The sequence below is a fragment of the Simiaoa sunii genome (assembly GCF_014337175.1).
GTDB classification, from domain to species: domain Bacteria; phylum Bacillota; class Clostridia; order Lachnospirales; family Lachnospiraceae; genus Acetatifactor; species Acetatifactor intestinalis.
Genome location: NZ_CP060633.1, coordinates 1,081,096 through 1,103,299, shown reverse-complemented (window position 1 = coordinate 1,103,299; position 22,204 = coordinate 1,081,096). Strand labels below are relative to the sequence as shown.

The 22,204-nt window shown below is 42.7% G+C and carries 23 protein-coding genes, 1 tRNA gene and 1 pseudogene; 1 reads left to right on the top strand and 24 read right to left on the bottom strand.

Annotated features, from left to right (window positions below):
- The 9 genes from H9Q77_RS05160 to H9Q77_RS05120 all read right to left on the bottom strand — a co-directional run bounded on the left by H9Q77_RS05160 (position 1) and on the right by H9Q77_RS05120 (position 7,293).
- On the bottom strand, positions 1–720 hold the full coding sequence (locus H9Q77_RS05160) for an isoprenyl transferase (RefSeq protein WP_022154681.1): 720 nt from the start codon (positions 718–720) through the stop codon (positions 1–3).
- A gap of 22 nt (positions 721–742) precedes the next feature.
- Positions 743–1,294, bottom strand: coding sequence for a ribosome recycling factor (gene frr / locus H9Q77_RS05155; protein WP_022154682.1), 552 nt, complete (start codon positions 1,292–1,294; stop codon positions 743–745).
- 44 nt (positions 1,295–1,338) lie between these two features.
- A complete protein-coding gene (gene pyrH, locus H9Q77_RS05150; RefSeq protein WP_117467295.1) occupies positions 1,339–2,034 on the bottom strand; it encodes a UMP kinase in 696 nt (231 codons plus the stop codon).
- Between the two features lie 13 nt (positions 2,035–2,047).
- Positions 2,048–2,929 (bottom strand): polymer-forming cytoskeletal protein, encoded by an 882-nt coding sequence (locus tag H9Q77_RS05145; RefSeq protein ID WP_022154684.1) that lies wholly within the window; start codon positions 2,927–2,929, stop codon positions 2,048–2,050.
- Positions 2,930–3,021: 92 nt separating this feature from the next.
- Positions 3,022–3,975 (bottom strand): polysaccharide deacetylase family protein, encoded by a 954-nt coding sequence (locus tag H9Q77_RS05140; RefSeq protein WP_249326723.1) that lies wholly within the window; start codon positions 3,973–3,975, stop codon positions 3,022–3,024.
- 221 nt (positions 3,976–4,196) lie between these two features.
- The gene (locus H9Q77_RS05135) at positions 4,197–4,406 is read right to left on the bottom strand and encodes a KTSC domain-containing protein (protein ID WP_249326722.1); all 210 of its coding nucleotides are present in this window, start codon (positions 4,404–4,406) and stop codon (positions 4,197–4,199) included.
- A 348-nt stretch (positions 4,407–4,754) separates the two neighbouring features.
- On the bottom strand, positions 4,755–5,261 hold the full coding sequence (locus H9Q77_RS05130) for a hypothetical protein (protein ID WP_249326721.1): 507 nt from the start codon (positions 5,259–5,261) through the stop codon (positions 4,755–4,757).
- Between the two features lie 363 nt (positions 5,262–5,624).
- On the bottom strand, positions 5,625–6,947 hold the full coding sequence (locus tag H9Q77_RS05125) for a helix-turn-helix domain-containing protein (RefSeq protein ID WP_249325961.1): 1,323 nt from the start codon (positions 6,945–6,947) through the stop codon (positions 5,625–5,627).
- A gap of 88 nt (positions 6,948–7,035) precedes the next feature.
- Positions 7,036–7,293: an RNA polymerase sigma factor gene (locus H9Q77_RS05120; protein ID WP_249326720.1), complete on the bottom strand. Its 258-nt coding sequence runs from the start codon at positions 7,291–7,293 to the stop codon at positions 7,036–7,038.
- Positions 7,294–7,552: 259 nt separating this feature from the next.
- Here H9Q77_RS05120 and H9Q77_RS05115 point away from each other — a divergent pair.
- A tRNA-Thr gene (locus H9Q77_RS05115) sits at positions 7,553–7,625 on the top strand.
- A 60-nt stretch (positions 7,626–7,685) separates the two neighbouring features.
- On the opposite strand, the gene H9Q77_RS05110 is transcribed toward H9Q77_RS05115, so the two are convergent.
- The 15 genes and pseudogenes from H9Q77_RS05110 to H9Q77_RS05040 all read right to left on the bottom strand — a co-directional run bounded on the left by H9Q77_RS05110 (position 7,686) and on the right by H9Q77_RS05040 (position 22,190).
- Positions 7,686–7,919: a helix-turn-helix domain-containing protein gene (locus H9Q77_RS05110; protein WP_022154692.1), complete on the bottom strand. Its 234-nt coding sequence runs from the start codon at positions 7,917–7,919 to the stop codon at positions 7,686–7,688.
- Positions 7,920–8,067: 148 nt separating this feature from the next.
- The gene (locus H9Q77_RS05105) at positions 8,068–9,774 is read right to left on the bottom strand and encodes a methyl-accepting chemotaxis protein (protein WP_249326719.1); all 1,707 of its coding nucleotides are present in this window, start codon (positions 9,772–9,774) and stop codon (positions 8,068–8,070) included.
- Between the two features lie 489 nt (positions 9,775–10,263).
- Positions 10,264–11,244, bottom strand: a complete 981-nt coding sequence (locus H9Q77_RS05100) for an IS3 family transposase (RefSeq protein WP_118552497.1) — start codon at positions 11,242–11,244, stop codon at positions 10,264–10,266.
- Positions 11,245–11,246: 2 nt separating this feature from the next.
- Entirely contained in the window at positions 11,247–11,663 is a 417-nt protein-coding gene (locus tag H9Q77_RS05095) for an HTH domain-containing protein (RefSeq protein ID WP_118552499.1), read from the bottom strand.
- 143 nt (positions 11,664–11,806) lie between these two features.
- Complete coding sequence (locus H9Q77_RS05090) at positions 11,807–12,670, bottom strand: hypothetical protein (RefSeq protein WP_249326718.1); 864 nt, start codon at positions 12,668–12,670, stop codon at positions 11,807–11,809.
- 518 nt (positions 12,671–13,188) lie between these two features.
- On the bottom strand, positions 13,189–13,998 hold the full coding sequence (locus tag H9Q77_RS05085) for an Rpn family recombination-promoting nuclease/putative transposase (RefSeq protein ID WP_249326717.1): 810 nt from the start codon (positions 13,996–13,998) through the stop codon (positions 13,189–13,191).
- Between the two features lie 320 nt (positions 13,999–14,318).
- Positions 14,319–15,089, bottom strand: a complete 771-nt coding sequence (locus H9Q77_RS05080) for a hypothetical protein (RefSeq protein WP_249326716.1) — start codon at positions 15,087–15,089, stop codon at positions 14,319–14,321.
- Between the two features lie 2 nt (positions 15,090–15,091).
- The gene (gene gloA2, locus H9Q77_RS05075) at positions 15,092–15,475 is read right to left on the bottom strand and encodes an SMU1112c/YaeR family gloxylase I-like metalloprotein (RefSeq protein WP_249326715.1); all 384 of its coding nucleotides are present in this window, start codon (positions 15,473–15,475) and stop codon (positions 15,092–15,094) included.
- Positions 15,476–15,723: 248 nt separating this feature from the next.
- Complete coding sequence (locus H9Q77_RS05070; RefSeq protein ID WP_249326714.1) at positions 15,724–16,797, bottom strand: hypothetical protein; 1,074 nt, start codon at positions 16,795–16,797, stop codon at positions 15,724–15,726.
- 3 nt (positions 16,798–16,800) lie between these two features.
- Positions 16,801–17,115, bottom strand: coding sequence for a hypothetical protein (locus tag H9Q77_RS05065; RefSeq protein WP_249326713.1), 315 nt, complete (start codon positions 17,113–17,115; stop codon positions 16,801–16,803).
- 385 nt (positions 17,116–17,500) lie between these two features.
- Positions 17,501–19,111, bottom strand: coding sequence for an IS66 family transposase (gene tnpC / locus H9Q77_RS05060; protein WP_249326712.1), 1,611 nt, complete (start codon positions 19,109–19,111; stop codon positions 17,501–17,503).
- 131 nt (positions 19,112–19,242) lie between these two features.
- Positions 19,243–19,389: an IS66 family insertion sequence element accessory protein TnpB gene (tnpB, locus tag H9Q77_RS05055; protein WP_249326711.1), complete on the bottom strand. Its 147-nt coding sequence runs from the start codon at positions 19,387–19,389 to the stop codon at positions 19,243–19,245.
- On the bottom strand, positions 19,383–19,772 hold the full coding sequence (tnpA, locus tag H9Q77_RS05050; protein ID WP_249326710.1) for an IS66 family insertion sequence element accessory protein TnpA: 390 nt from the start codon (positions 19,770–19,772) through the stop codon (positions 19,383–19,385). Before tnpA ends, tnpB begins: the two co-directional genes overlap by 7 nt.
- A 252-nt stretch (positions 19,773–20,024) precedes the next feature.
- Positions 20,025–20,399 (bottom strand): annotated as a pseudogene (locus H9Q77_RS05045) (UDP-galactopyranose mutase); the annotation flags it as partial.
- A 231-nt stretch (positions 20,400–20,630) separates the two neighbouring features.
- Positions 20,631–22,190 (bottom strand): amidohydrolase, encoded by a 1,560-nt coding sequence (locus tag H9Q77_RS05040; protein WP_249326709.1) that lies wholly within the window; start codon positions 22,188–22,190, stop codon positions 20,631–20,633.
- Positions 22,191–22,204: the final 14 nt, after the last annotated feature.

Sequence of the window (22,204 nt, the reverse complement as noted above, 5' to 3'; positions counted from 1 at the left end):
CTATTCCTCCTTCAGGCCGCCATATCTTCTGTCTCTATGATTATATGCTTCCACAGCCTTCATCAATTCTTCTTTTGTAAAATCCGGCCAGGGAACCGGAGTAAAGTAAAATTCCGTATAAGCCAGCTGCCACAGCAGGAAATTAGAGATTCTCTGCTCATTGCAGGTACGGATCAACAGATCCGGATCCGGTATCCCAGCGGTATCCAGATAATCTTCCAGCATATCCGCCGTGATGGTTTCCGGTGATACTTCCCCGCTTTGTACCTTTGCGGACAGTTTTTTCACCGCACGGATGATCTCATCCCTGCCACCGTAGTTGATGGCAATCTGGAAATGCAGACCGTCATTGTTCTTCGTAGCTTCTTCCAATTCCGCGATGCGGGTCTGAATGTCCTGATCCAGTCTGGTCTTATCTCCCAGAACTCTGACGCACATACGATTTTTTTCGGCAGTCTTCAGACAGGTTTTCATATAATTGCGCAACAATTTCATCAGCGCATCCACTTCGTCCTGCGGCCGGTTCCAGTTCTCTGTGGAAAAAGCATATACCGTGAGATACTGAATCCCCATACGGTACGCCTCCTCACAGATTACTTCTACCGTTTTGGCCCCCTGCACGTGACCGTAGTTGCGGGGCATTCCTTTTGCCTTGGCCCAACGGCCGTTACCGTCCAGAATAATCGCTACATGGTTCGGAATCTTCAAATTTTCTTCCATAATTTCAAACCTTCTTAAATCCTTAAACTGTCATGATTTCCTTGGACTTGCTGTCGATCAGGGCATCAATATCTTTTACATATTTGTCGGTAAGCTTCTGAAGCTCCTCCTCCAGACCCTTGATCTCGTCCTCAGACACTTCTGTCTTTGCCAGCTTCTTGAAAGCATCGTTACCGTCTCTTCTGATGTTACGGATGGCTACTTTGCCTTCTTCCCCCTTCTTCTTTACTTCCTTGACCAAGTCTTTTCTGCGCTCCTCGGTAAGCTCCGGGAATACGAGACGGATCACGCTACCATCATTGGAAGGATTGATACCGATATCGGAGGTCATGATCGCTTTTTCAATCTCCTTGATCAGAGACTTCTCCCAGGGAGCGATCTGGATGATACGTGCCTCGGGAACAGTTACGTTACCTACCTGCTGAATAGGGGTGGGAGTTCCGTAGTAGTCTACTCTCAGCTTATCCAGTACGTGAGGGTTGGCACGTCCCGCACGAATGGCAGCGAAATCTGCCTCTAAAAATTCAAATGCCTTCTGCATTTTATCACTATATACCTGTACTCTTGCGTCCATAATTTCCTCTCTTCTGCGCTCTGCGCCTTTCTATTATTTTGATTTTATACAGTTACTTTCGTTCCGTTGAACTTACCCTTCAGGGTATTCACAATGCTATTTTCCTCATTCAGGCCGAATACCCACATGGGCATCTTGTTATCTCTGGCCAGAATGGATGCGGTCATATCCACTACCTGAAGGTTCTTCGCAATAACTTCATCAATGGATACTTCATCGTATTTTTTCGCCGTAGGATCCTTGGCGGGATCTGCATTGTATACACCGTCGATTGCCTTTGCCAGCAGAATTACATCTGCCTCTACCTCAATGGCACGCAGGACAACTCCGGTATCGGTGGAAAAATAGGGATGTCCCGTACCACCTGCGAAGAACACTACCATGCCCTTTGCAAAATATTTGTTGGCTCTGTCCTTAGAGAACAGCTTGGTAAAGGAGCCGCACTCGAACGGAGTCAGGATATTGGTCATCATGCCTACCGAGCGGAAAATCTCCGAGACATAAATACAGTTCATGATCGTGGCCAACATACCGATCTGGTCAGCCTTTGTGCGGTCGATATTCTCACTGGAACGTCCTCTCCAGAAATTACCGCCGCCGATGACAATACCGACCTGGATGCCGTCATCTACCAGTTCCTTTACCTGCAGTGCCACCTTTCTGACGGTCTCCTCGTCGAATCCGGTCTTTTTCTCTCCTGCCAGTGCTTCACCACTGAGTTTCAGTAATATTCTCTTCATGATCGTATGCTCCTTATTTTGTTTTCTTTTTCTCAGGCTTATAATCGTCGAAGAAAGAAGTCGGGCTGACTTCCGCATAGCACTGTGAGCACATACCTTCGATCACCGCACCATTGTTGATCTGTACGGACTTAGACTTAATATTGCCCATTACGATAGCGGAAGAATCCAAAATGACAGGTCCCTGTACATCGATGTCACCTTTTACTGCACCTGCGATGGCTGCACTGGTAGCGGTAATGTTGCCGATGACAACAGTGCTTGCTCCGATCTTCACGGAGCCCTCGCTCATGATCTCGCCGTTGATCTTCGCGCCTTCTGCAAAAATCTCAGCTGCCTTGGAATTACCATTGATATATCCGGTAATGTTCAGTTTGCCCAGAATATCAATGTTTCCATTAATTGTGCCTACCAGATCCATAGATCCTTCGGAACTTACATCTCCGGTGATCACCATGCCGGCAGTAATAATTGCGTTTTCATCTGATGCGGTCTTTACGTCCATTCTCTTCTCTGCTCCTTTGTTTTCCTCTCTATGTTCCTGTTCCAGAACACTTCCTACGGTCATATCGTTCTGAAGCACATGATCCAGATCCAGCGCTGCTTCTTCCGCAGACTGTTCCGGTGTCTCTTCTGCTTCCTCCACAGGCTTTTCTTCTGCATTTGCCTGCGGGATCTCAATAGAATCCAGATTCTTCAGCATCTCTTCCAACGCTGCATTATCCTTTGTTGCATCTGTGGGCTGCTCTGTCTGCACTTTTTCTGTCGTTTCCGGCATATTCTTAACCGGTTGCTCTTTAGTCTCTGCGACGTCTCCCTGATTCAGATCTTCTTCCGGCATCAGTTCATTCACCGCCTGTGACAGATCTTCCTTCAAATCTGAGAAAAATCCCATGATTATGTACCTCCGTTTATCTCTTGTTCTATTATAAATATTTTCTATAATATAATGCAATTCTCCGGTTCCCTGAACTTTCAAAATTGCAATTATTCCACATGATGTACCGGCCTGGTATTCTCCGTGATCGGCAAGATCACCGTATCCGGTCTGGCCAGAATATTTTCTATGATATCCGGTAATGCTTCCACCGTAGTCGGTTTCTCCGCAGAGTCATGCAGCAATATGATCGATGTATCTCTGGTATCGATATCCTCTGTACAATTCTCCAACAGGGTATCGATAGACAGATTACTGCTTCCGCCATCTCCGGAGGACACATTCCAGTCAAAATATTCCACGCCCTGACTGTCCAGATAATCAATAAATTCATGCATATCAATATTGCTGACCGTATTGGAGCTGCCCCCAGGAAAACGATAATAGACGCTTTCCACACCGGTCGCCTGGTAGATGTCGTCTCTGATCCGTGCGAAATCTTCTGTGAAACTATCCAGCGATTCATAGAGTTCTTTATACTTGTGGCTGTAAGAATGCATTCCCAGGGTATGACCATCCTCCACGATCCGCTGCAAAGCCGCCTCCGCTTCAGAGCCATCCTTTCCCACCACAAAAAAAGTAGCTTTCACATGATACCGGTCCAAAATATCCAGTATCTCATCGGTATAAATACTGGGACCGTCATCAAATGTCAGATAAACCTTGTGAATCATCTCCTGTCCCGGATCACTCTCCGGCGTATGCTCCGACACTTCACCGGAAGTTACTTCTTCCTGTGTTTGGACACCTTGCTGTATTGCAGTCTCTGACTGTAGCTGCTGCAACAGGGTCTGCCGTTCCCGGTCCCTGGCATCCAGTTCCTCCAGGCGCTGTTCCAGATCCCGCAAAGTCCCATTGATCGCATGCAGTCTGCAGATCAGATAGACACAGCACAGGATGGGAATCAACAGTCCTACGATCACAATGCCTATGATCATCTTCTTCAACCGCTGTACTCTTCTCCGCCGATCATCCGGCGCTGTCTGTTGGAGTTCTCTTGCCATAAATATTTCTACGTCTCTCTTCCTATTTCGAAATCTTTCCTTCCATCAGACAAGACTTCTGTAACAGTATAGCATATTCCACTTTTTTGGGAAAGAGATTTATGTAAAACTTTAAAAGCCGCGGCGGATATTCCTATCCCCGCAGCTTTTACCTCTATATTTCGATATTCCGTAATGATATTCCCCTCTGTGAATGAGTATTTCCTGTATGCCCGGGTTTTCTACCCTATTTCCTGCATTTTTCGCTCCGGATAATGCCCCATAATGAAATGTTGGAAAAAGAGCGCCGGAAGGTGATGGCTCCGAAACCGATACCATATCTCCTCCGGTACATTATCGAACTGGCAGATCTGACCGTCACTTGCGAACTCCATCTCCAGCACCTGTCGTTGTGCATCGTACCCTGCGGATCTGATCATCGGATTAGCCAATATGTACCTTCTCATTGTCTTTTGTTCTCGCTTTCTGTTTCTGCTTTTGTCATCCCTGACAGAAATGTCCTTTACTATAATGCGTTCAGCTATATCTTTTCCCTGAAAGAGTTCCCCCTTTATACTTTCACGTTAAGATTTTGTCCCACCCACTATGACAATCGCAGATTATTTTATTTTTCCCTTCGTTTTACCCTTATGCAGGTCTTAGCATACTTTCTGAATACGTGTGCTGTATCCCACGCCCTCTATTACGGCCTGCAGATAACGTTTTTTCTACTGTCCGCAGCCCATACAATATTTAGTTTTGATCCAGTGTAGCAATATAAAAGTTTCGTTTATTGATAGTTAGTAGGTAAACTTAAATGCTCCCGTGTCGTTCACGGCTTCTTCGTAGCCGTCTAAATCCGCATAATGTGTGCAGATGACACGATATGTTCTGTCCTTAATGGCGTCCGCATATTTTAAATCTGCCGCAAAAATTGCTGAGTCATAAGATTCTGCACCATCTGAAGTCAGTACCGTTTTCCAGCCATACCACATCTTCTGCTGTACCTTAATATCTTTTACACCTATAACCTTGGCAGCTCCTATACAGGATGTAGTAAAGGTCATACATAACCCCTCGTCCATTTTAAATGCCATAATGATTTCGCAATCAAACATCGTTGTTATAGGCCGCACATCCGAAATACTATATTCCGGGCTCATGTTTGTTACAGTTACTTTCATAGTGGTATCCTCATTGAGATACGCTTCCTCTGCATGTGCTTCCTGTGCCGGCACGCTAAAAGCAAAAATCAGTGCCAATACCAAAGCAACTATTCTTCCACTCTTTTGTTTTCTTTTTCTCACTCGCGTTTTCCTTTCCTTCATAAGATTTTTTGCTACACTTTTAGAGTTTCAAACTGTCCCTCTATATAGTACATGTGATTTCTTCTTCAAATATTACAAAAAACTTTAACTTTTTTGAAAAAAAGTTGATTGCATTAGTAACTTCTACTGCCACGCTTCAGAAAAAGAATTGCACGACTAACTTCTGCTTTGCCCTGTTTCTCGCCATTTTCAGGTTGTTTTTCATCCCTTTCTGACCTATAATAATTAAAAATGAATGGATTTTAGGGTACACTAAAGGAAGCCTCCAAAAGTCTTTTGCACGAGTAACTTCTGGTTGCCATCAACTGTTTATTCTTTTCTGTATCCTCCTGCCTGTTTTATTTATTTCAATAGTTCAGGCTTCAGACAGATTTCATCGGGTGGGATGATCTCCAGTCCAAGCTTTTCCATTGCATTTTTGTCAAATGACTTCAGGGCCTTCTTCATGGGTGTCGAACCATGAAGTTTAGGCCTTGTTGTATTATTGATGTGATTTACCATACGTAACACCTGCTCCTGGTTCAATCCATCAAACGAACTTCCCTTTGGCAGTACATATCTTATGTACTCATGATTCTTTTCCAGTTCTCCCTTTTGCTCAGAATGTCTCGATTCACAATAAAACACTCTGGTACGCTTCTTTCCGTCATGTCCTTTTTCAAACAACTCCGGATCTGCAAACTCACATCCATTATCTGTCAGTATTACAGGAAACAGTTCCCGAAACATTTCACTTCCCAACGTCTCTTCCAACCAGTCAAAAGTAGCTACGGTATTCTTCATTTCTTTGGTTTTAATCAGAAATGCCAGCATCAGATTGTTTTCCGGCCATAACAGCGTATGAAGTAATTTCCCGCCTTTATTTCCTTCCACTGTGTCCATCTGTACCACTCGTATGCCTTCGTTTTTCGCAATAAAATCAAGATAGTCTGAATAATGATGTCCTTCTTTTTTACGATAGCTGATTTTTGGAGTTGGAACGCTTCTCACTCTTTTTCGATATCTTACCGTTCTCCGCATATCCAGATTTCTTGCGGTCAGATAGCCGGCACTGATATACTTATAAAGCGTTCGTTCCCCACAGGGAATCTCTTCTGCATGATGCGCCAGGATATGTGCCAGGGGCTGTCCTTTCCTGATCAGCGGGCTCACAAGACTGTCCAATGCTGCCAGTTCATCTCTGGTCATGTCTATTCCCTGTCTGGATTTCCTAAGCGTTTCACAGTACTCCTTATGGGCATAATCAGCGTTATACAGGTACTTATCAAACAGACAGCTGAAGGACTTGGGGCAGTTATTGCACACATAAGGCGCCTTGTGTTCTATTGGGCATGGTGCATCCACAAAGTCAGGGCACAGCTTATTACAGCTGATACACTCCCGGCATGGAATTCTGCACTTATGTCCCTTCTTCTTTTTACACACATCCCAACGCCTGCAGCTATTTCGGTATTTACACCGGTTTGGACTTGCATGAAGTATGCCATCCCTGCTTCGCAACTTATGATAACGATGCCTGCGTATTTCCTTGGAAACCGTATCAGGTGAACAGCCTATAATGTATGCAATCTCTTTAAAGGTACGATGTTCTTTCAGTCCCTTCTGAATTTCATGCCTGTCATCCCAAGTTAAATGTGTCCCCTTTTTCCTTTCTTCTTTCGGCATAGGACCTCCTTCTGCAGGAGGATACCTATTCAGTATACCATTGCATGACTAACTTATGGTTTCTATACCCAAATCAGATTTTTAAAATTCATTCAACGTTTTTATTAAATTCCTGGATTTTGTATCTCGCCGTTTCAATCAGAAAACCGGTCTGATTGGGATGTACCTTCAGCTGATCCCATTTTTTATAAGCAATATAAAATGTCTCCTGTAATACATCCTGTGCCAGAGACCTGTCCAGTATCCGGCATTTGATGAAGTCATATAAGATCGCCTGATTCTCACAAATCAATCTGGTAAACTCCTGATGATCTGCTTCCATCTCTTCTGTCTTTTTCTTATGCATTTGTCATCGCTCCATTATGAGATTTTATCTTCTCAAGATTTTTCTTATATAATTTAACATTTGTTCCTGTACTAAATATAGATGTTTTTACGATTCGTTTAAAATTTCTATTTTGTATCTATATATTTAGCTTTTCGTAAAATCATTGTCAATTATTTGTCACCGACAAAATCCGCTAATATTTGTGCCGATTAAGTGTTGACAAACAAGGCCTCTTTTGTTAGAATAAACCACGGTGATTGCGTAACAGTCACGTGATGCTGCTGTGGCTCAGTCGGTAGAGCGTCGCATTGGTAGTGCGGAGGTCACGGGTCCGATTCCCGTCAGCAGCTCTTCTTTAAAAAAGTATGATCTTAAAAGTTATAGGCTTTTAAGATCATTTTTTTATTTCTCTATTTAACATCTTCCAATAACTGATGAACGGAAATATCTAACACTTCCGATATATCCAAAATCACTTCCAACGAAAATGGCTGGTCACAATTAGGTGCTTCGATTTTGGTAAGGTAACTGATGCTGATACAAACCATATCCGCCAATTGTTCCTGCGTAAGTCCTCTGAGCTTACGGTATTTTTTAATTGTCTGTCCTATGCTCTTATACTCTTTTGAATGTTTCTGATTCATTTTCACATCTCCTGTATCTACCCTTACAATTCTAATAGATAATGTGAAAACGGAATTTCAGTTATAATGAAAGTTTTAATACATAAAAATATCGACTCCTTTCTCCGGATCACCGAATGAAAAGAGTCGATATGAATACTGTTTTATATTAATTGCGACGTAATATGAATTTTCCCACCAGATCATTCAATGAGAATGCCTGTGCGGATAATTCTTCACTGGTAGCCGAAGATTCTTCCGCCGATGCCGAATTCGACTGTACTACCTCGGATATCTGATTCACTCCGACTTCTGCCTGTTCCATAGCCTGCGCCTGTGCCTCGGACTCCTTACTGAGACGTTTCGCATCTGCCGCAATTTCCTTAACTCCTGTAACGATCTGTTCCAATGAGTCGGCTGCCGCTTCCGCTGCCATATTGCCGTTCTCAATCTCCTGCAACGATCCCTCGATCAGGCTTCTGGTATCTACCGCCGACTGCGCACTCTGCTCGGCCAGTTTACGAATCTGTTCTGCCACTACTGCAAATCCTCTGCCTGCATCTCCGGCTCTGGCAGCCTCAATCGCCGCATTCAAAGACAACAGGTTCGTCTGACTCGCAATATCTTCAATGTCAGCAATAATATTCTGTATCTTTTTAGATGTTTCATTGATCCGATCCATTTCTTCCATCAATGACTTCATCTGTGCATGACCTTCGTCTGCCTGCTTTGCGTAGTTCTCAGCCTTTTGCGTAGTCTTCTGAAGCTCTCCGGCAGTACGTGTGACCGAATCTGTAATATTGGTGATCGTTGCAGTCAGTTCTTCCACAGAACCCGCTTGATCCGTAGCCCCCTCTGCAAGCGACTGTGCGGACTGTGCCAGATTCTCAGCTCCGGCAGATACCTGCTTGGCCGCCTCCTCTACCTGTTCCAGGGTACTGTTCATCTGTCGGTTCATCTTACGCATTGCATTTATCAACGCGCCAAACTGACCAACATATTTTTCCTCAATCTTAGTTCCTATTGCATAATTGCCATCTGCCATCTGGCCCAGCAGTTCTCCTGCATCCGTAATGATCAGATTCAGATTGTCTGCCATTTCTTTCGCCACCCGGATCATGTATGCAATTTCATCCTCTGTATTGCATTCCGGGAATTCACTTACCAGGTCTCCCTGCGCGAACGACTGAAGCCGGTCTGCCAGTGCCACCATCGGTTTCTCAATACCAACCGCCATTTTTTTGCCCAGTATGACAGAACTCCAAAAAGAGGATATTACAATCACGAGGATCACGATCAACATGATAAATTCCATATGGCGCAGATTCTTTTCTGCACGATCCCCTTTTTCAACACACACATTCATCAGATTCACAAATTGTGCGTAGACATTCTCGTACTGTGTTGTCAGGTCTCCGGTATCCAGTTCCTGTGCTTCCAAATAACCATCTGCATCATCTGATGTAGCCAGCTGCAGAACCTGCTCATCCAGTTCCCAGTAACCGTCCAGTGTCCGTAGCACTTCTTCATATGCTGTTCTGCCTTCATCAAAACGGAGCGTTCTGTCAAGTTCCTCCATGTATGTATTGAACGCTTCCTTTTTCTCAGCGTGCAGCTCTGTCTGCTTTTTAATTACCGCTTCCTCATCATAGCCGACTACCGCGCGCAATGCACTTCTGCTTTCAGAGAAAGCCGTCATGGCTTTTCCGATGTCTCCCTGTGTAAAGCCATATCTGTTCAATGCCTTTTCATATTGTGCCGCTGCTATCAATAATGCCACAACACCAATCATTGCCGCAATCGCCCCGATTACAGCTACCTTAACAAATCCCTTCGTCAGGCGTTTTTTAATTCCCTGCTGCTTTTGTTTTTTCATTCAATCCTCCCCTTGTGCTGTAAAAACAAATAATGCCACAAGCCACTTTTATATGCGTATTATAACACTTTATAATCAGCTCTTCAATGGTACGATGGTAACCAAATCCAACTCTCTCCTAAGGAAAAAGAGGATTCCGAAAAATCCCCTTACTATGCTTTACATATACGCTGATTTTACAATACTGAAACTTATCTTTGCAGTTTTTCTGTTTTATTATACTCGTAAGTTAGTAACTTGTGAGTATAATCTTGTTCAGGATGGTAAGTAAATGAGTCAGTTTTATTGCCGCGAGAATGATCTTATTCTATTCCATACTTCTTCATCATCGCTTCCAAAACTTCCGGATCAGTCAACTGCGTTACTTTATCTGCATCTTCTCCGGCACTCATTTGTGATATTAAAGTCAGCAGATGTGTAAAGTGTACCCCTTGTCAAGGACAAATTAAGAAGAAGGAATTTGTTCTTTCTAACCAGTAGATGGCTATATCAGTTTGTTTTATTACCTTCTTCATCATACATATCCATAGAAGGGATTTTTCCCTTAATCGGATATATGCCTGTTGTTATATATTTATAGTATTCATTGGGAGAAAGCTTCGCTAATTCCCACTGATATCTATCATTGTTATAATAATCCATCCAATCGTCAATAATGGCACGAACCTCGCTATATGTTCCACATTCTTTTAGCCTGTCTCCTATATGATCCTTCATACGTCCAAAGAAACTTTCCTGAGGTGCATTGTCCCAACAATTTCCTCTTCTGGACATAGACTGTCTTAAGCCTTTATCTTTGACAAGTTGTATAAAACTGCAACTCGTATAATGGCACCCTTGATCACTATGTAAGATTGTTTTAGTTGTAAGGGAAACTCCATGCTTTTCTATCATCAGGTTGACTGTTTCCAAAACAAAATCCACTTCTAAAGATTCGCTTAACACATACGATAAAATTTGTTTTGTAAAGGCATCTATAATTGTTGATAGATAGCAGAATCGACCATCAAATGGAACATAGGTTATATCCGTAAGCAATATCCTTCTCGGACCATATTTTTCAAACTCCCGTTTCACAAGATTATCAGCAACACTATTCGTCTTTATCGCCTTTGCCATCCTTCTGTAAGGGTTTGCCTTTCTTATGTTACATATAAGACCATATTTCTTCATCAACCGTCTTATTTTCTTGACATTCATAACGATTGGCGGATTCATATGTAACAATCTCATATAGATTCCTTGAGCCCCTTTATCATAACCTCTGAAGCTATATGCAGCTAATACCAATTCAAAATCGGCTCTATCCTGTGCTTCTTTTTCTGCTCTTTTATCCGCTGAATGTACCCAGTTGTAATAACCGGATCTTGATACTCCTGCTATTTCACAGAGCATCTTAACTGACAATGTATTATTTGCTTTATTTATCGTCTCATGGATGATTTCAAATTTGCTTTCTGAAGTCTCCATGACTAATCTCTCTTCCTCGAATTGTCCGCAATAATAATTTTTTTTAAAAACTCTACTTCTTGTCTTAGATACAAAAGCTCGTTCTGCATACGTTCTATGGATTGCGGTGATGACAAGTCCTCTTCATTTGTTGCTTTCATAGGAATTCTTTTTTGTCTGTTTTCGCCCTCGGTAAAGCCATTGCCCGATAGAGCCTGACGCTTTATTCTTTGCACAATGTCATCTATCTGTTTTTGTCCAAAGTACTCTAGATTATATCCAAAATCCAGAAGAATTTTTCTTGGAGCGTTACCAGCCTGATAGCTGATCCAAAAATCTTCTTTAAATTTAGCTGTAAAATAAAGCTTGTTCTTTGTCACATTAAGTGTGTACGGGTTAGCTTTGAGTTCCCTAATTTGTTTCGGTGTGTATTCTTTCATATTTCCTCCGATAGATACTTTTATTATACATCATCTACCAGAAGAAATCCCTTCTTTTATTGTCCACTAACCAGGATTTTATCCTTTCTTCTTGTGTCCATTTTTAAGGAGCCCTTCTTCTTATCGTGTCCATTCTATGGGGTTTATTTTAGTGTTCTTCCTGAACGTTCTCCTTCAATTCTACCTTCTTCTCTTCCTTCTTCTCTTCCCTGTTCTCTACCGTACTCATATTCTGCCTTGCGGAGCTTCTTCTCTTCTTTTTCTTTATCATATTCAAAAATGCTCACTTTTACTACCTCCGCGTGATTCTTTTTCAAAAATTCTGCCAGGATCCCTTCCCTGATGCATTCCGTAACTGCACGTTCTACCGCTTCATCCAACGGCATTTCCGCGACATACTTCCGGACTCTTGCGACATACCGGGCATACTCCTGCAGCACATGGCAGCTGTTCATCAGTTCTTCATTATGTCCGGCATTGATATTCAGCATCGTAACTTTTAATTCCAGATCAGGCTCGTCCACCGGGTTCTCATAGGCATCCGACAGCCTCAGTTCCATCCGGTCCGGTACCTTGCGATCCAGTCCGTTATAAAATACCAGGAACTTCGGTGTAGGAATCTTCTGGATTCCGGACGAATACAATGACTTTCCATCCGCCAAGGCCTGATATTCGCTGGCTATGTAGAACAGATCCCGCAGCGGAATGTTTGGGTTATAGGTTGACTGATGCTCGTACAAATACATTCCCATCTCCAGTACAAATGCCAGGTCATTCTTCATGCCCATATATACAGCATTCTCTAACGTCACAACATTCAGTGCGTCCGGATCCCGGTAATCCTTCCCCGTCACTGCATTGTACAGGGAAAGCAGATGTTCCGGTTCCGAGAATAGCATTCGGAAAATCGTATCCTTATACTTCACATTCGCCTTTGGCTGTTCTATCGCCGTTTGTTCTATCAATGTCCGTTCCGTCTGTACAGCTTCTTGTCTCTTCTTCGTCATCGTATCCTCCTGTTCTCATAGTACCTGAAAAAAAGGATAGACTTCTGCCTCCCCATCTGTCTCTCAACGCACTATGCTCTAATTGGTTAATTGGGTATAAAAGCATAGAATTCATTGAAATGATATAGATGTGTGGATCAGCTCTCGCTGCCGAAATCGTCAGAATGTATGCTTTGTGATTATACTACATAGATTTCCGGTTCCTGTCAATTAACAAAATAGCCAAATCCGCACTACCTGAATTTGGCTACTTTGAATAGTAACATCGCAGACACCAAATAATCCGGCGATGCTGCATATATCGCAGTTATTATTTTACACGTGTGTTTGTCTCAAAAATATCTATCAGAGCTGAAAGCATTGCCAACTTAATTTATCCCATATTTCTTTTTCATTGTCTTTAAGATTTCCGGTTCTCCAAATAAGGCAATCTTATCTCCGTCACCGCCAGCAATCATACTATTTATCAGCTTTACCAGCTGGCTTTCACCCTCTTCTCTTCCTTATCCCCTTGATTACTACTCTAAACCATACTTCTTCCGCATTGCCAGCAACACTTCCGGCTCATCCAACCGTGCTACCTTATCTGTATCTCCACCGGCATTCATCCGGGAGATTAGCATTACGAACCGATTAGTTCCTCTTGCTTCACCTTCTGCCCTTCCCTCTTCTCTAACGTCGTCATCATGCAACAGTTCTTTCATGTACTCCGACCTCCATTCCTCATTCTTGCGTGCTCTGCACACCGCTTCATCAATTCTCCTGCTCAGGTCTCCTCCGACCTTCTCGGTTCTGATATAATCATATAACTCCCGCAGATTCTCCGGTACTTTCTCTGGATCCGCAGCACAGTTATAAAAAATCTTCTCTGTTCCATCCTTCAGGTATAGTTCTCTGTCTTCCTTGCACAAATTCTGAAAAGAATACTTCGCATATCCCCTGCCAAATGGGTCAAATGTACATAAGAACAGCACTCTTCCCTCCGGCAGTTCCCGATAGGATTTTCCCTTACTCAGATGATCCGTGTCCATCGTAGACTGATAAAATCTGCTCCGTTTCGGCAGTTCCAGCTTCTCCACAGGCTGATGGTTCAGATTCTGCATCTCTGCATCGTACATACGCTTTTTATCCCGCGTATACATATCCAGCCGGACCGGCTTGCCATCGGATGTATACCGGAACTCCCGCTGCGGCTGGACATCCTCCAGTTCTCCTACCTTTTCCTCCAGCAGCCGTTCCAACACATCCCGGCAAAGCACTTTATCTCCCATCGCCTTACCAAACATAAAATCATCCGAAATCGTTAATTCTTCATATCGTTTTACCATTCGTATTCTCCTCTCACACATCTACAGGAGAATAAACAACGGCAATACGCAGAACAAACACTGTCCTTCATCATCTCCTGCTCTATTGTATTTAATGGGGTAAATAAGCAGGAATTCCTCTGAAGTCACAGATATCAACTTACGTAGATTTAGAAATTTAAAATAGAAAAAAACTGCTTACAAGCTGAGAATAGCAAAGAACTATGTAATTGTCAATGTAGCAAAATAGCAAAATCTGTACCTTATGAATTTGGATAATATGTCATATTTTATTCGATTGATGTCCTCAGTACATACTGCCTACGACAGCAACTCTCCATTTACTTCATCTTCTCCTTTACCTCGTCCGGCACATTGATCAGTCCGAACCGATAGAACATCCCATAAATGTAAGTCACTCCCCGGATATCGCCCAGTGCCTTTGGCCTATCTACCACCACTTCTCCTTTTATATTGCCCAGCGCTAGCAGCACCGAACTCCACGCCAGACTTTTGCTCTTCTCCCGTCTGTCGATCCACAGCTCCTTCGTGTACTCGCCGTTCCTGCCTTTTTTAATTTCGTAAGAGAATGGCAACCCAGAGTAAGTTTTGAATCTCATACCGGCATAAGCCAGAACCACACCCCAGAAGTTTTCTTCTGTCGGATCAGCCCTCCACCGCTTCATCGCTCTGTATCTCCGTTGCCGCTCTGCTCCGACACTAATTTTCTCTTTTTCTGCTGTACTTGGGAAGTACACACCTTTTTTATATGGCAGGTACGAAGTAGCGGAGGCTTTGGAAAGGTTCAGCGCCTTTGCGGTTGAAAGTATGGAGGTTTTGTAGTCTTGTGTTTCTCGGTACTCCGCAAATGTATCCTGTACCTTCTCCACCACTTCTGATTCATACACACCAGCTGTGATGAGGAGCTTTCGTACCTTTATTGGATTTAATCCCAGTTCTTCACCGATGGCCTGCAAGGACATCTCAGAATCATAAAGCGCCACAGCAGCATCCATCTGCTCTATCAGATTCTTCCCGGCATCATACTCCGGCTTCAGCTTCTTTCGACCGCCACCTGGCTTCCGGGGCTTATACGCTCTTTTCTCTCCCATAATTATTCGTGCAACTCCAGCGGCAGACCGTCCGGGTCATGGAAAAAAGTCATCTTCTTGCCGGTATAATCATCCACACGGATTGGCTCACATTCGATTCCTGCCTCTGTCAACTCTTTCACAGTCTGTTCCACGCTCTCTACACAGAAAGCAAGATGACGCAAACCACATGCCTCCGGGCGATTTACACGTTTCGGAGGATGTTCCTCTGCGAAAATCTCCAATTCCGTAAGCTCATTAACACGAAGATCCAGCTTCCAGCCTTTACGCTCCGGGCGGTAGTTTTCTCTTATGACAGAGAATCCCAGCTTGTTCACATAAAAATCCTTAGCTGCTTCGTAATCAGATACGATGATTGCAATATGATGTATTTCTGATAAATTCATTTTTTCACGCTCCGTTTCTTTTAATTTTGTTCTTCTTTTATTTACGTAACAAACTATACAGCGACACTAAAAATATACCGTGTGAACTCCTTGAGTTCAGTTTGTCCACACGGCAAATATATTTAAGTTTTTCAACCCACGATGCATATCTGTCGTAAGTGAGCGCCAAATAATCCGGCGGTGCTACATATACCGCTAAATATAATATTAAAGGGGAGTTACCCTTTTATCTGTAGTTTTTGAAAATCTCAACATAATTTGAGATATTCCTTTATAAGTTGCTTTTTTTCATTTTCGCTTCTCTTACTTAATTTTCTCATATTTTCATCATTTTGTTGCATTATATCTTTCAGCTTTTCTATCACCTCACGCACTTTTTTCATCTTGTTTTTGAAGGTCTCTGTATAATCACTATAGATCTTTTTAAGTACATTTACCTGTTCTGGCATATTAGCGAGCAACCATTCATATATTACAGTATACATATTCGCCATACGATATGTTAATTCCCACAATTGATAATCATAGTGCTTTCGTGGTGTTTCATCCTTTTCTAAGGTCATTGAATGAATATACATTAAAATATATATGTATAAGAGTGTTCTAAATAGTAAAAAAAACATATCCTCTATTTTTATATTTTCATTAGGAATATAATTATCTAAAATAAATTTTATAGACTCTGCATCACAATAACACTCTTCAAAAAGCCTCTTATCGCTATCATCATTCTTTTCTCTTGCTAATTTCTCACTTATTTTCCTAACACGTGGCACTAGCCTATAAATTTCACGTATATCTTTGGTTTCTTTTTCTTTATCTATAAATCTATATTCATAATGCGCTGCTTCATGTACGAGAGTAAACTCTTCTTGTATCCCGGTCCTTTCTCCATAATAATATATTGTTTTATCTTCAAAATAATCTCCTGATTTATAATTTTCCAAGCCATCACATGTTAAGCATAGCCAATATGCTTCATCCAATTTATCATTTAAATAACACGATTCTATATACTGCTTTAAACATAATTCCACCAAAATATCCTGGTGTTCTTCATAATTCCAATCATACAAGTATTTATACAGTTGATAGTCTCCAATAAAAAAACTATTATTGCGAATTCTAAATGTGTCTGGGAGCTTATACAGAGTGTTACAAAAAATAAATAATGGTGCTTCCAAAATTTGCTTAGAAATAAGATATTGCCTTATCCATCTTTCATATTTTCCGGCATATATCTTATGCAATTCATCCATTATATTTGTTCTTCGCATAATACGTTGTTCCATTAAATACTCAATATATACTCCATCTTGCATTTGTTATCTCTTCTTTTTTTGCTCTAATTTATTCAGAATATCCAATACCATGTCCGGTGTAATATTCTTGTCTTTTATCTCTATTTCCATATCCCCCTTTTTTATTCTTATTTCCGTCTTACACTGAAGTTGAGCAATCAAATAAGCCGACAATGCCGCTAAAAATTCAGGTGAAATATCAATCATAAATTCGGTTATTTCCGTCAATCCGATAAATGCTTTATGTTCAACGCAATATATATTATCATTTTTCTTTGCAAATTCTTTAAATATTTCTGCTGATTCCTCATTTACTGCTATAATCATTTCTTTTTCCATATGTATATTCTCCCTCTAACTAAGTAAACATTTACTAAGTACTTATATTCATCGTTTCCTCATTCTACGTTCATATTCGTACGCACTCTATCATGAGTACCTTACCATAATACCACATTCATGAGATAATTGCCCCAAATATTCGCAATTCCTTGCGTCATATACCAGGAGGTTCTCATGAACACTACTAAAAAGTGTAAACGTCAAATCATGCGCCTTGTCGAACTGACTTTTTTATGCCAAACTCTAAAGAGCACGAAAAAACTAATAGTTTTTTAGAGGAGGCTAACGCAATGGATCAATCGTAAGCGCCAAATAATCCGGCGGTACCTATAAATTTACCCCAACCTATTTTCGGTTGGAGTATTTTGCTACAAATTCATTCTCACATTTTTAGAGTTTGGAGTTTTTCACTCCAGGGTGCCAGCTCTGCAAGCTGTTCATCACTCCAGTTTTCATTCGGCCTTTGTTCCAGAACGTAGCTGAGGTATTGATAAATGTTCAGGTTGTGTGCCTTCGCCATCTCTACCATCGTGTAGGCAATCGCACTGGCTTCTGCACCTTCTACGGAATCACTGAACAGCCAGTTCTTACGTCCTACTGTGAAAGTCCGGATGGCATTCTTACTAAGGTTATTGGTGAAGCTGCAGCGCCCGTCCTCCAGATAGGTCATGGATGTTTCCCTGCGGTTCTTCACATAGGTCAGTGCTTTATCCAGGCGGGTGTTGCGGACTGGCTTCTGGCTGTCAACCCACGTCCAAAAGGCCTCGAGAACCGGTTTTTCCTTCTCGAGACGCATTTGTTTCCTTTTTTCATAATCCGTTCCGCACTTACCGGAAATGCTGCTTTCCAGTCTTGCCAGGCGGTCGCAGTAATGCACTCCCTGTACTGCCGGCTGGTTGTAATCCAGCTGCTTTCCTTTCGGGATCGCATCCACAAAGTATCGGCGGATATGTGCCCAGCAGGAGCACCGTTTGATGCCGGATACCTTGTTATACCCCTGGTAACCGTCGGTTTCCAGATATCCCTGAAAGCCGTCCAGAAAGTCTGCTGCATTGTCTCCGCTCCTCGTCGGGGTATATCCATACAGCAGGATGACCGGAAGACCATCTTCCCCGGTGCGGTACAGCCACATGAAGGACTGGCTTTCTGCACTGCGTCCGGGTTCTTTCAGAATCTGTACCCGGGTCTCATCTGCCATGAGAAATTCCCTCAGCAGAAGCTGGCGGTGAAAGTAATCATACAGTGGCCGGAAATAATGCCCAGCACTGTAGATGATCCAGTTCGCAAGGGTTGTCCTGCTGACAGCGGCACCATACTCTTTCCAGTCCTTTTCCTGACGATAGAGAGGCATGCCGTTTGCATACTTCTGATAGATCGTCCATGCAACAGTGGAAGAAGAAGCCGGACCCTTGCCAATAAGTGCGGGCGGTACTTTGGATTTGACGATCACAGACTTTTCCGTATCGCCCTTTCCTTCCTTACAGTCAGGGCAGCCATAGCTTTCCGTGTAGTATTCATAAACTTCACATTTGGCAGGAGTAAAAACGAGTTCCCTGCGGACGTATTCTTCTCCGATACGTTCCATCGGGGTACCGCATACCGGACAGACTTTATCTTCTTCATTCAGCGGTATTACTTTCTTATGAACCTTGAGACCTTTAAAAAGTTCCGCATGGGTAGCTTTTTTCTTCCGTGGACGTGGCTCCTGGCTGCAGTCTTCTTCCGGAAGCTCCGGATCCTGGTAAACTTCAGCTTCATTAAACAGATTCAGCTGTCCGGGAATGTCCGCCGGTGTCTTTTCGCTGGAAGAGCCGAAAAGTTTTTTCGTCAGATAGTCCACCTGTTCCTGAAGCACCATCTCATGGGCAGTCTTTTCCTCAATGATCGTTCTGAGGGAACGGATCAGTTCTGTCTGCTCGGACATTATCGTATTCAGTTGTGAAATGGTATCCTTCAGCTCTCGCAGCTGAATGTCCTTTGCACTGGAAGCCACGCTTTTTCTCCTTGGTTTTGATACCTTTATTATACCAGAAAAAGCAGGCTTCCTAAAGGAAAATCACTCCTGAAAAATGCCGAAAATATGCGGTTTGCAGGCATTTTTCTGTGCATGTTTTTATTCCTGTTTCAGGGCTTTGGAAACAGAGAACTGGATGCAGGATCCAGCTTCAGCTGTTCTTCCACGACTGCGCAAAGTCCGTCAATAGATTTGCGCATATCGGTGTAACCGCAGACAATGTAGATCCGTTCCAACCCTGAAATATCGCCTAACATAAAGAACCTTTCAGAATCTGAAGCGTTCTGAAAAGCAGCTGTGGATCCGTTTCATTGGTGACGCGTATCGTTGCAGATCCAAGAATGATCTCTAATGTATGAGGATTGTCAAGGTACGGAGTATGCTGTACCGGGAAATGTTCCGGTACTATGTCAATGGGAACCACGTCCTGTTTGGGGCGGGGATTCTCAGAATGACCATAGGCAGGTGCCGGTATCTGGGCAGCTTCTTTTCGAAGCTGCTTTACCCAGTAGTAAAAGGTGCTGACAGCAATGCCGTGCTCGCGGCACCAGTCAATGTCTGTCATGCCACTGGTCCGGCATTCATTGATAAGTTTCAACTGTTCTTCCTTTGGAACTCGAGATTTTCTGGTGTTTGCCATGATGTTGTCCTCCATAATTGTAGTTGTTGTGGTAAAATAGTCTAACTACGATTATGAAGTTAGAGGCGTTTGTTGGCTAGCCGCGGGATTATTTGGCGCTTACTTTTGTAGAAGAAACAAACAGCCGATTAAAAATGATAAAGCGAACAATGTATGGAAGGGGCAGTAAGCGGTTGCTTGAGGCAAAATTGCGATATCCAAAGGCAACTGCTTACGGATAATTGAGGAAGAACTCTTACGGCAAGAATATTCAAGTGCACCGTTTTTGGCATCGTTGACGGGGTAATATGGCTCATCGCCGGGCTTCCACTCGGAGGAATACTCACAGCTGATAATCGTTTTGGGCAGGTCGTTGCCGTTCTCGTCCTTGCCGAACTCGAACCATTTATGCTCGATGATGCGGGTTCACGGGGTCTCACGGTCGGTGTAGTTGACGGCGGCGTTGCCCTGAAAGCTAGGCTTTTCGAGCAACTCATTCTCAAACCGGACGGAGCGATACTCCAGCGTGCCGAGTTTGTAGGCAAAGTAGGCATCAATGGGGCCGGTGTAAACAACCTTATCAGCCAGTGCGTCCTTGTTCTCGAGGTAATCGGTGTTCAGCCGCACATCGATGCCGTCCAGAAGGTTGGTCCACCATCCTCCCATTTATCATTATTTCAAATTCACCAAATATCACAGATCACGAATCGCATTCGTAATTTCTGATATTGGGTGGATTATGGTATATTAGGCGATACCGTGTGAAAGCATCGCCCGTGTAAAAGCTTCCTGCACTGTAAAAATTCAAAAGGTTTATGGTTTTATGTGACTTCCGGAGATATATTGGCAGTCAAAAATGACAGGTTGGAGCGGTTACATTCATGCGTCACGAGAAAGTAATCCTCTCAGTGCGGCTTTGAATATATTCTCCCTACAACTTCTATAAGGCAGTCCTTGCAACAACAGCTGTTCAACTTTAATATTCTTCAGATCCGTCTTCTCAACTTCATATGGATTTTCTGAAAGAATAACCATATCTGCAAATTTTCCAACTTCTAAGCTTCCTCTCTTATCTTCGTCAAAGCTTGCATAGTACCCATTATATGTACACATCCGAAGTGCATCCTGTACACTTATGGCCTCGCCATGTACCGGATGATTGACAGCCTTATCGATCCAGGCTATAGGATTCGGTGTAGTACATGGCGCATCAGAACCATCTGAAATTATTATTCCATTTCTCACAAAAGTTCCTAACGGATTTAGCTTTTCGGCCCTCTCTTTTCCCAGGATCGCCTCCAGATACTCATCTGGCTCCTGCTTCCAGTTTATAAACGCACTTTGAACCGGCATTTGAATATGATAATCTCTGCAGATTTTGACACCTTCCTCTGTTGGAAGGCAATCATGAATAATACCATGGCGATGGTTTTCTCTTGGATAGTCATCTAATGCAGCTTTTATTGCTCTACAGGCTTGATCAAATGCCTTGTCTCCTATGGCATGCATCTCAATCTGAAGTCCAGCCCGATTTGCCCTCTTGCAGAAATCAATAACTTGTTCGTCTGTATAGTAGAGAACACCACTGCTACCATCAGTGTAAGGCTCATTCAGCGATGCATCCTGTGAACCAAAGCATCCATCCAATGCACACTGGAAGCATCCGCCTATTCGAGGAAGCTTTCTTGAGGTTGCCACCTTTACATCCATTGATTGTGGAAAGATTCGCACCTGCATTCCATTTCGCAACGACTTTGCAAATGCCTGTTCCATCGAAATATCCAGGTTTCCAATAAAACCAACTCCGCTCACCGAATGAACACATCCAATTCCCTTTGATGCCATAAAGTCGGCTGCATTTTGCATATTTCGGAATAACCTAGGAATCGATATGGAATTCGTTATATAATCTGAACAAGCAAAGAATGCTTCCTGATTCATTTCTCCGGTCTCTGGATGATATCCTCTCAGCTTTTCCAGCTTCTTCTTGAGTCTATTCATGAGTTTACTATTGATGATACAAGCATGTCCATCATACTTCACCACCATAATCTCTTTATCAGGGCACACCAAATCTAGTTCTTTTCTTGAGATCAGCTTTCCTTCTTTCACAGAATATGGAGATGCTCCGAAACAAATCAAAGTTTTCTCTTTTGAATGATTCACAAACTTTTGTATCATGGATGCCAATTCGATGTTTGTCTCGGCATCCATAACATTTAAGCCAGCTTGAAACGTAGAGAATGATGCTAAATGCTGATGTGTATCAACAAACGAAGGAATTAAGGCTTTATCTCCCAGTTCAATACGCTCCGCCTGCTCGTATTCTTTTGGAAGTTGATTTCCAACGTATAGAATCTTTCCATGGTCCTCAACTAAATATCCAAATACATCATCGTTTTCATTTACGGTGATTATACTGCCCACATAACATTTCATATGACCCATCCTTC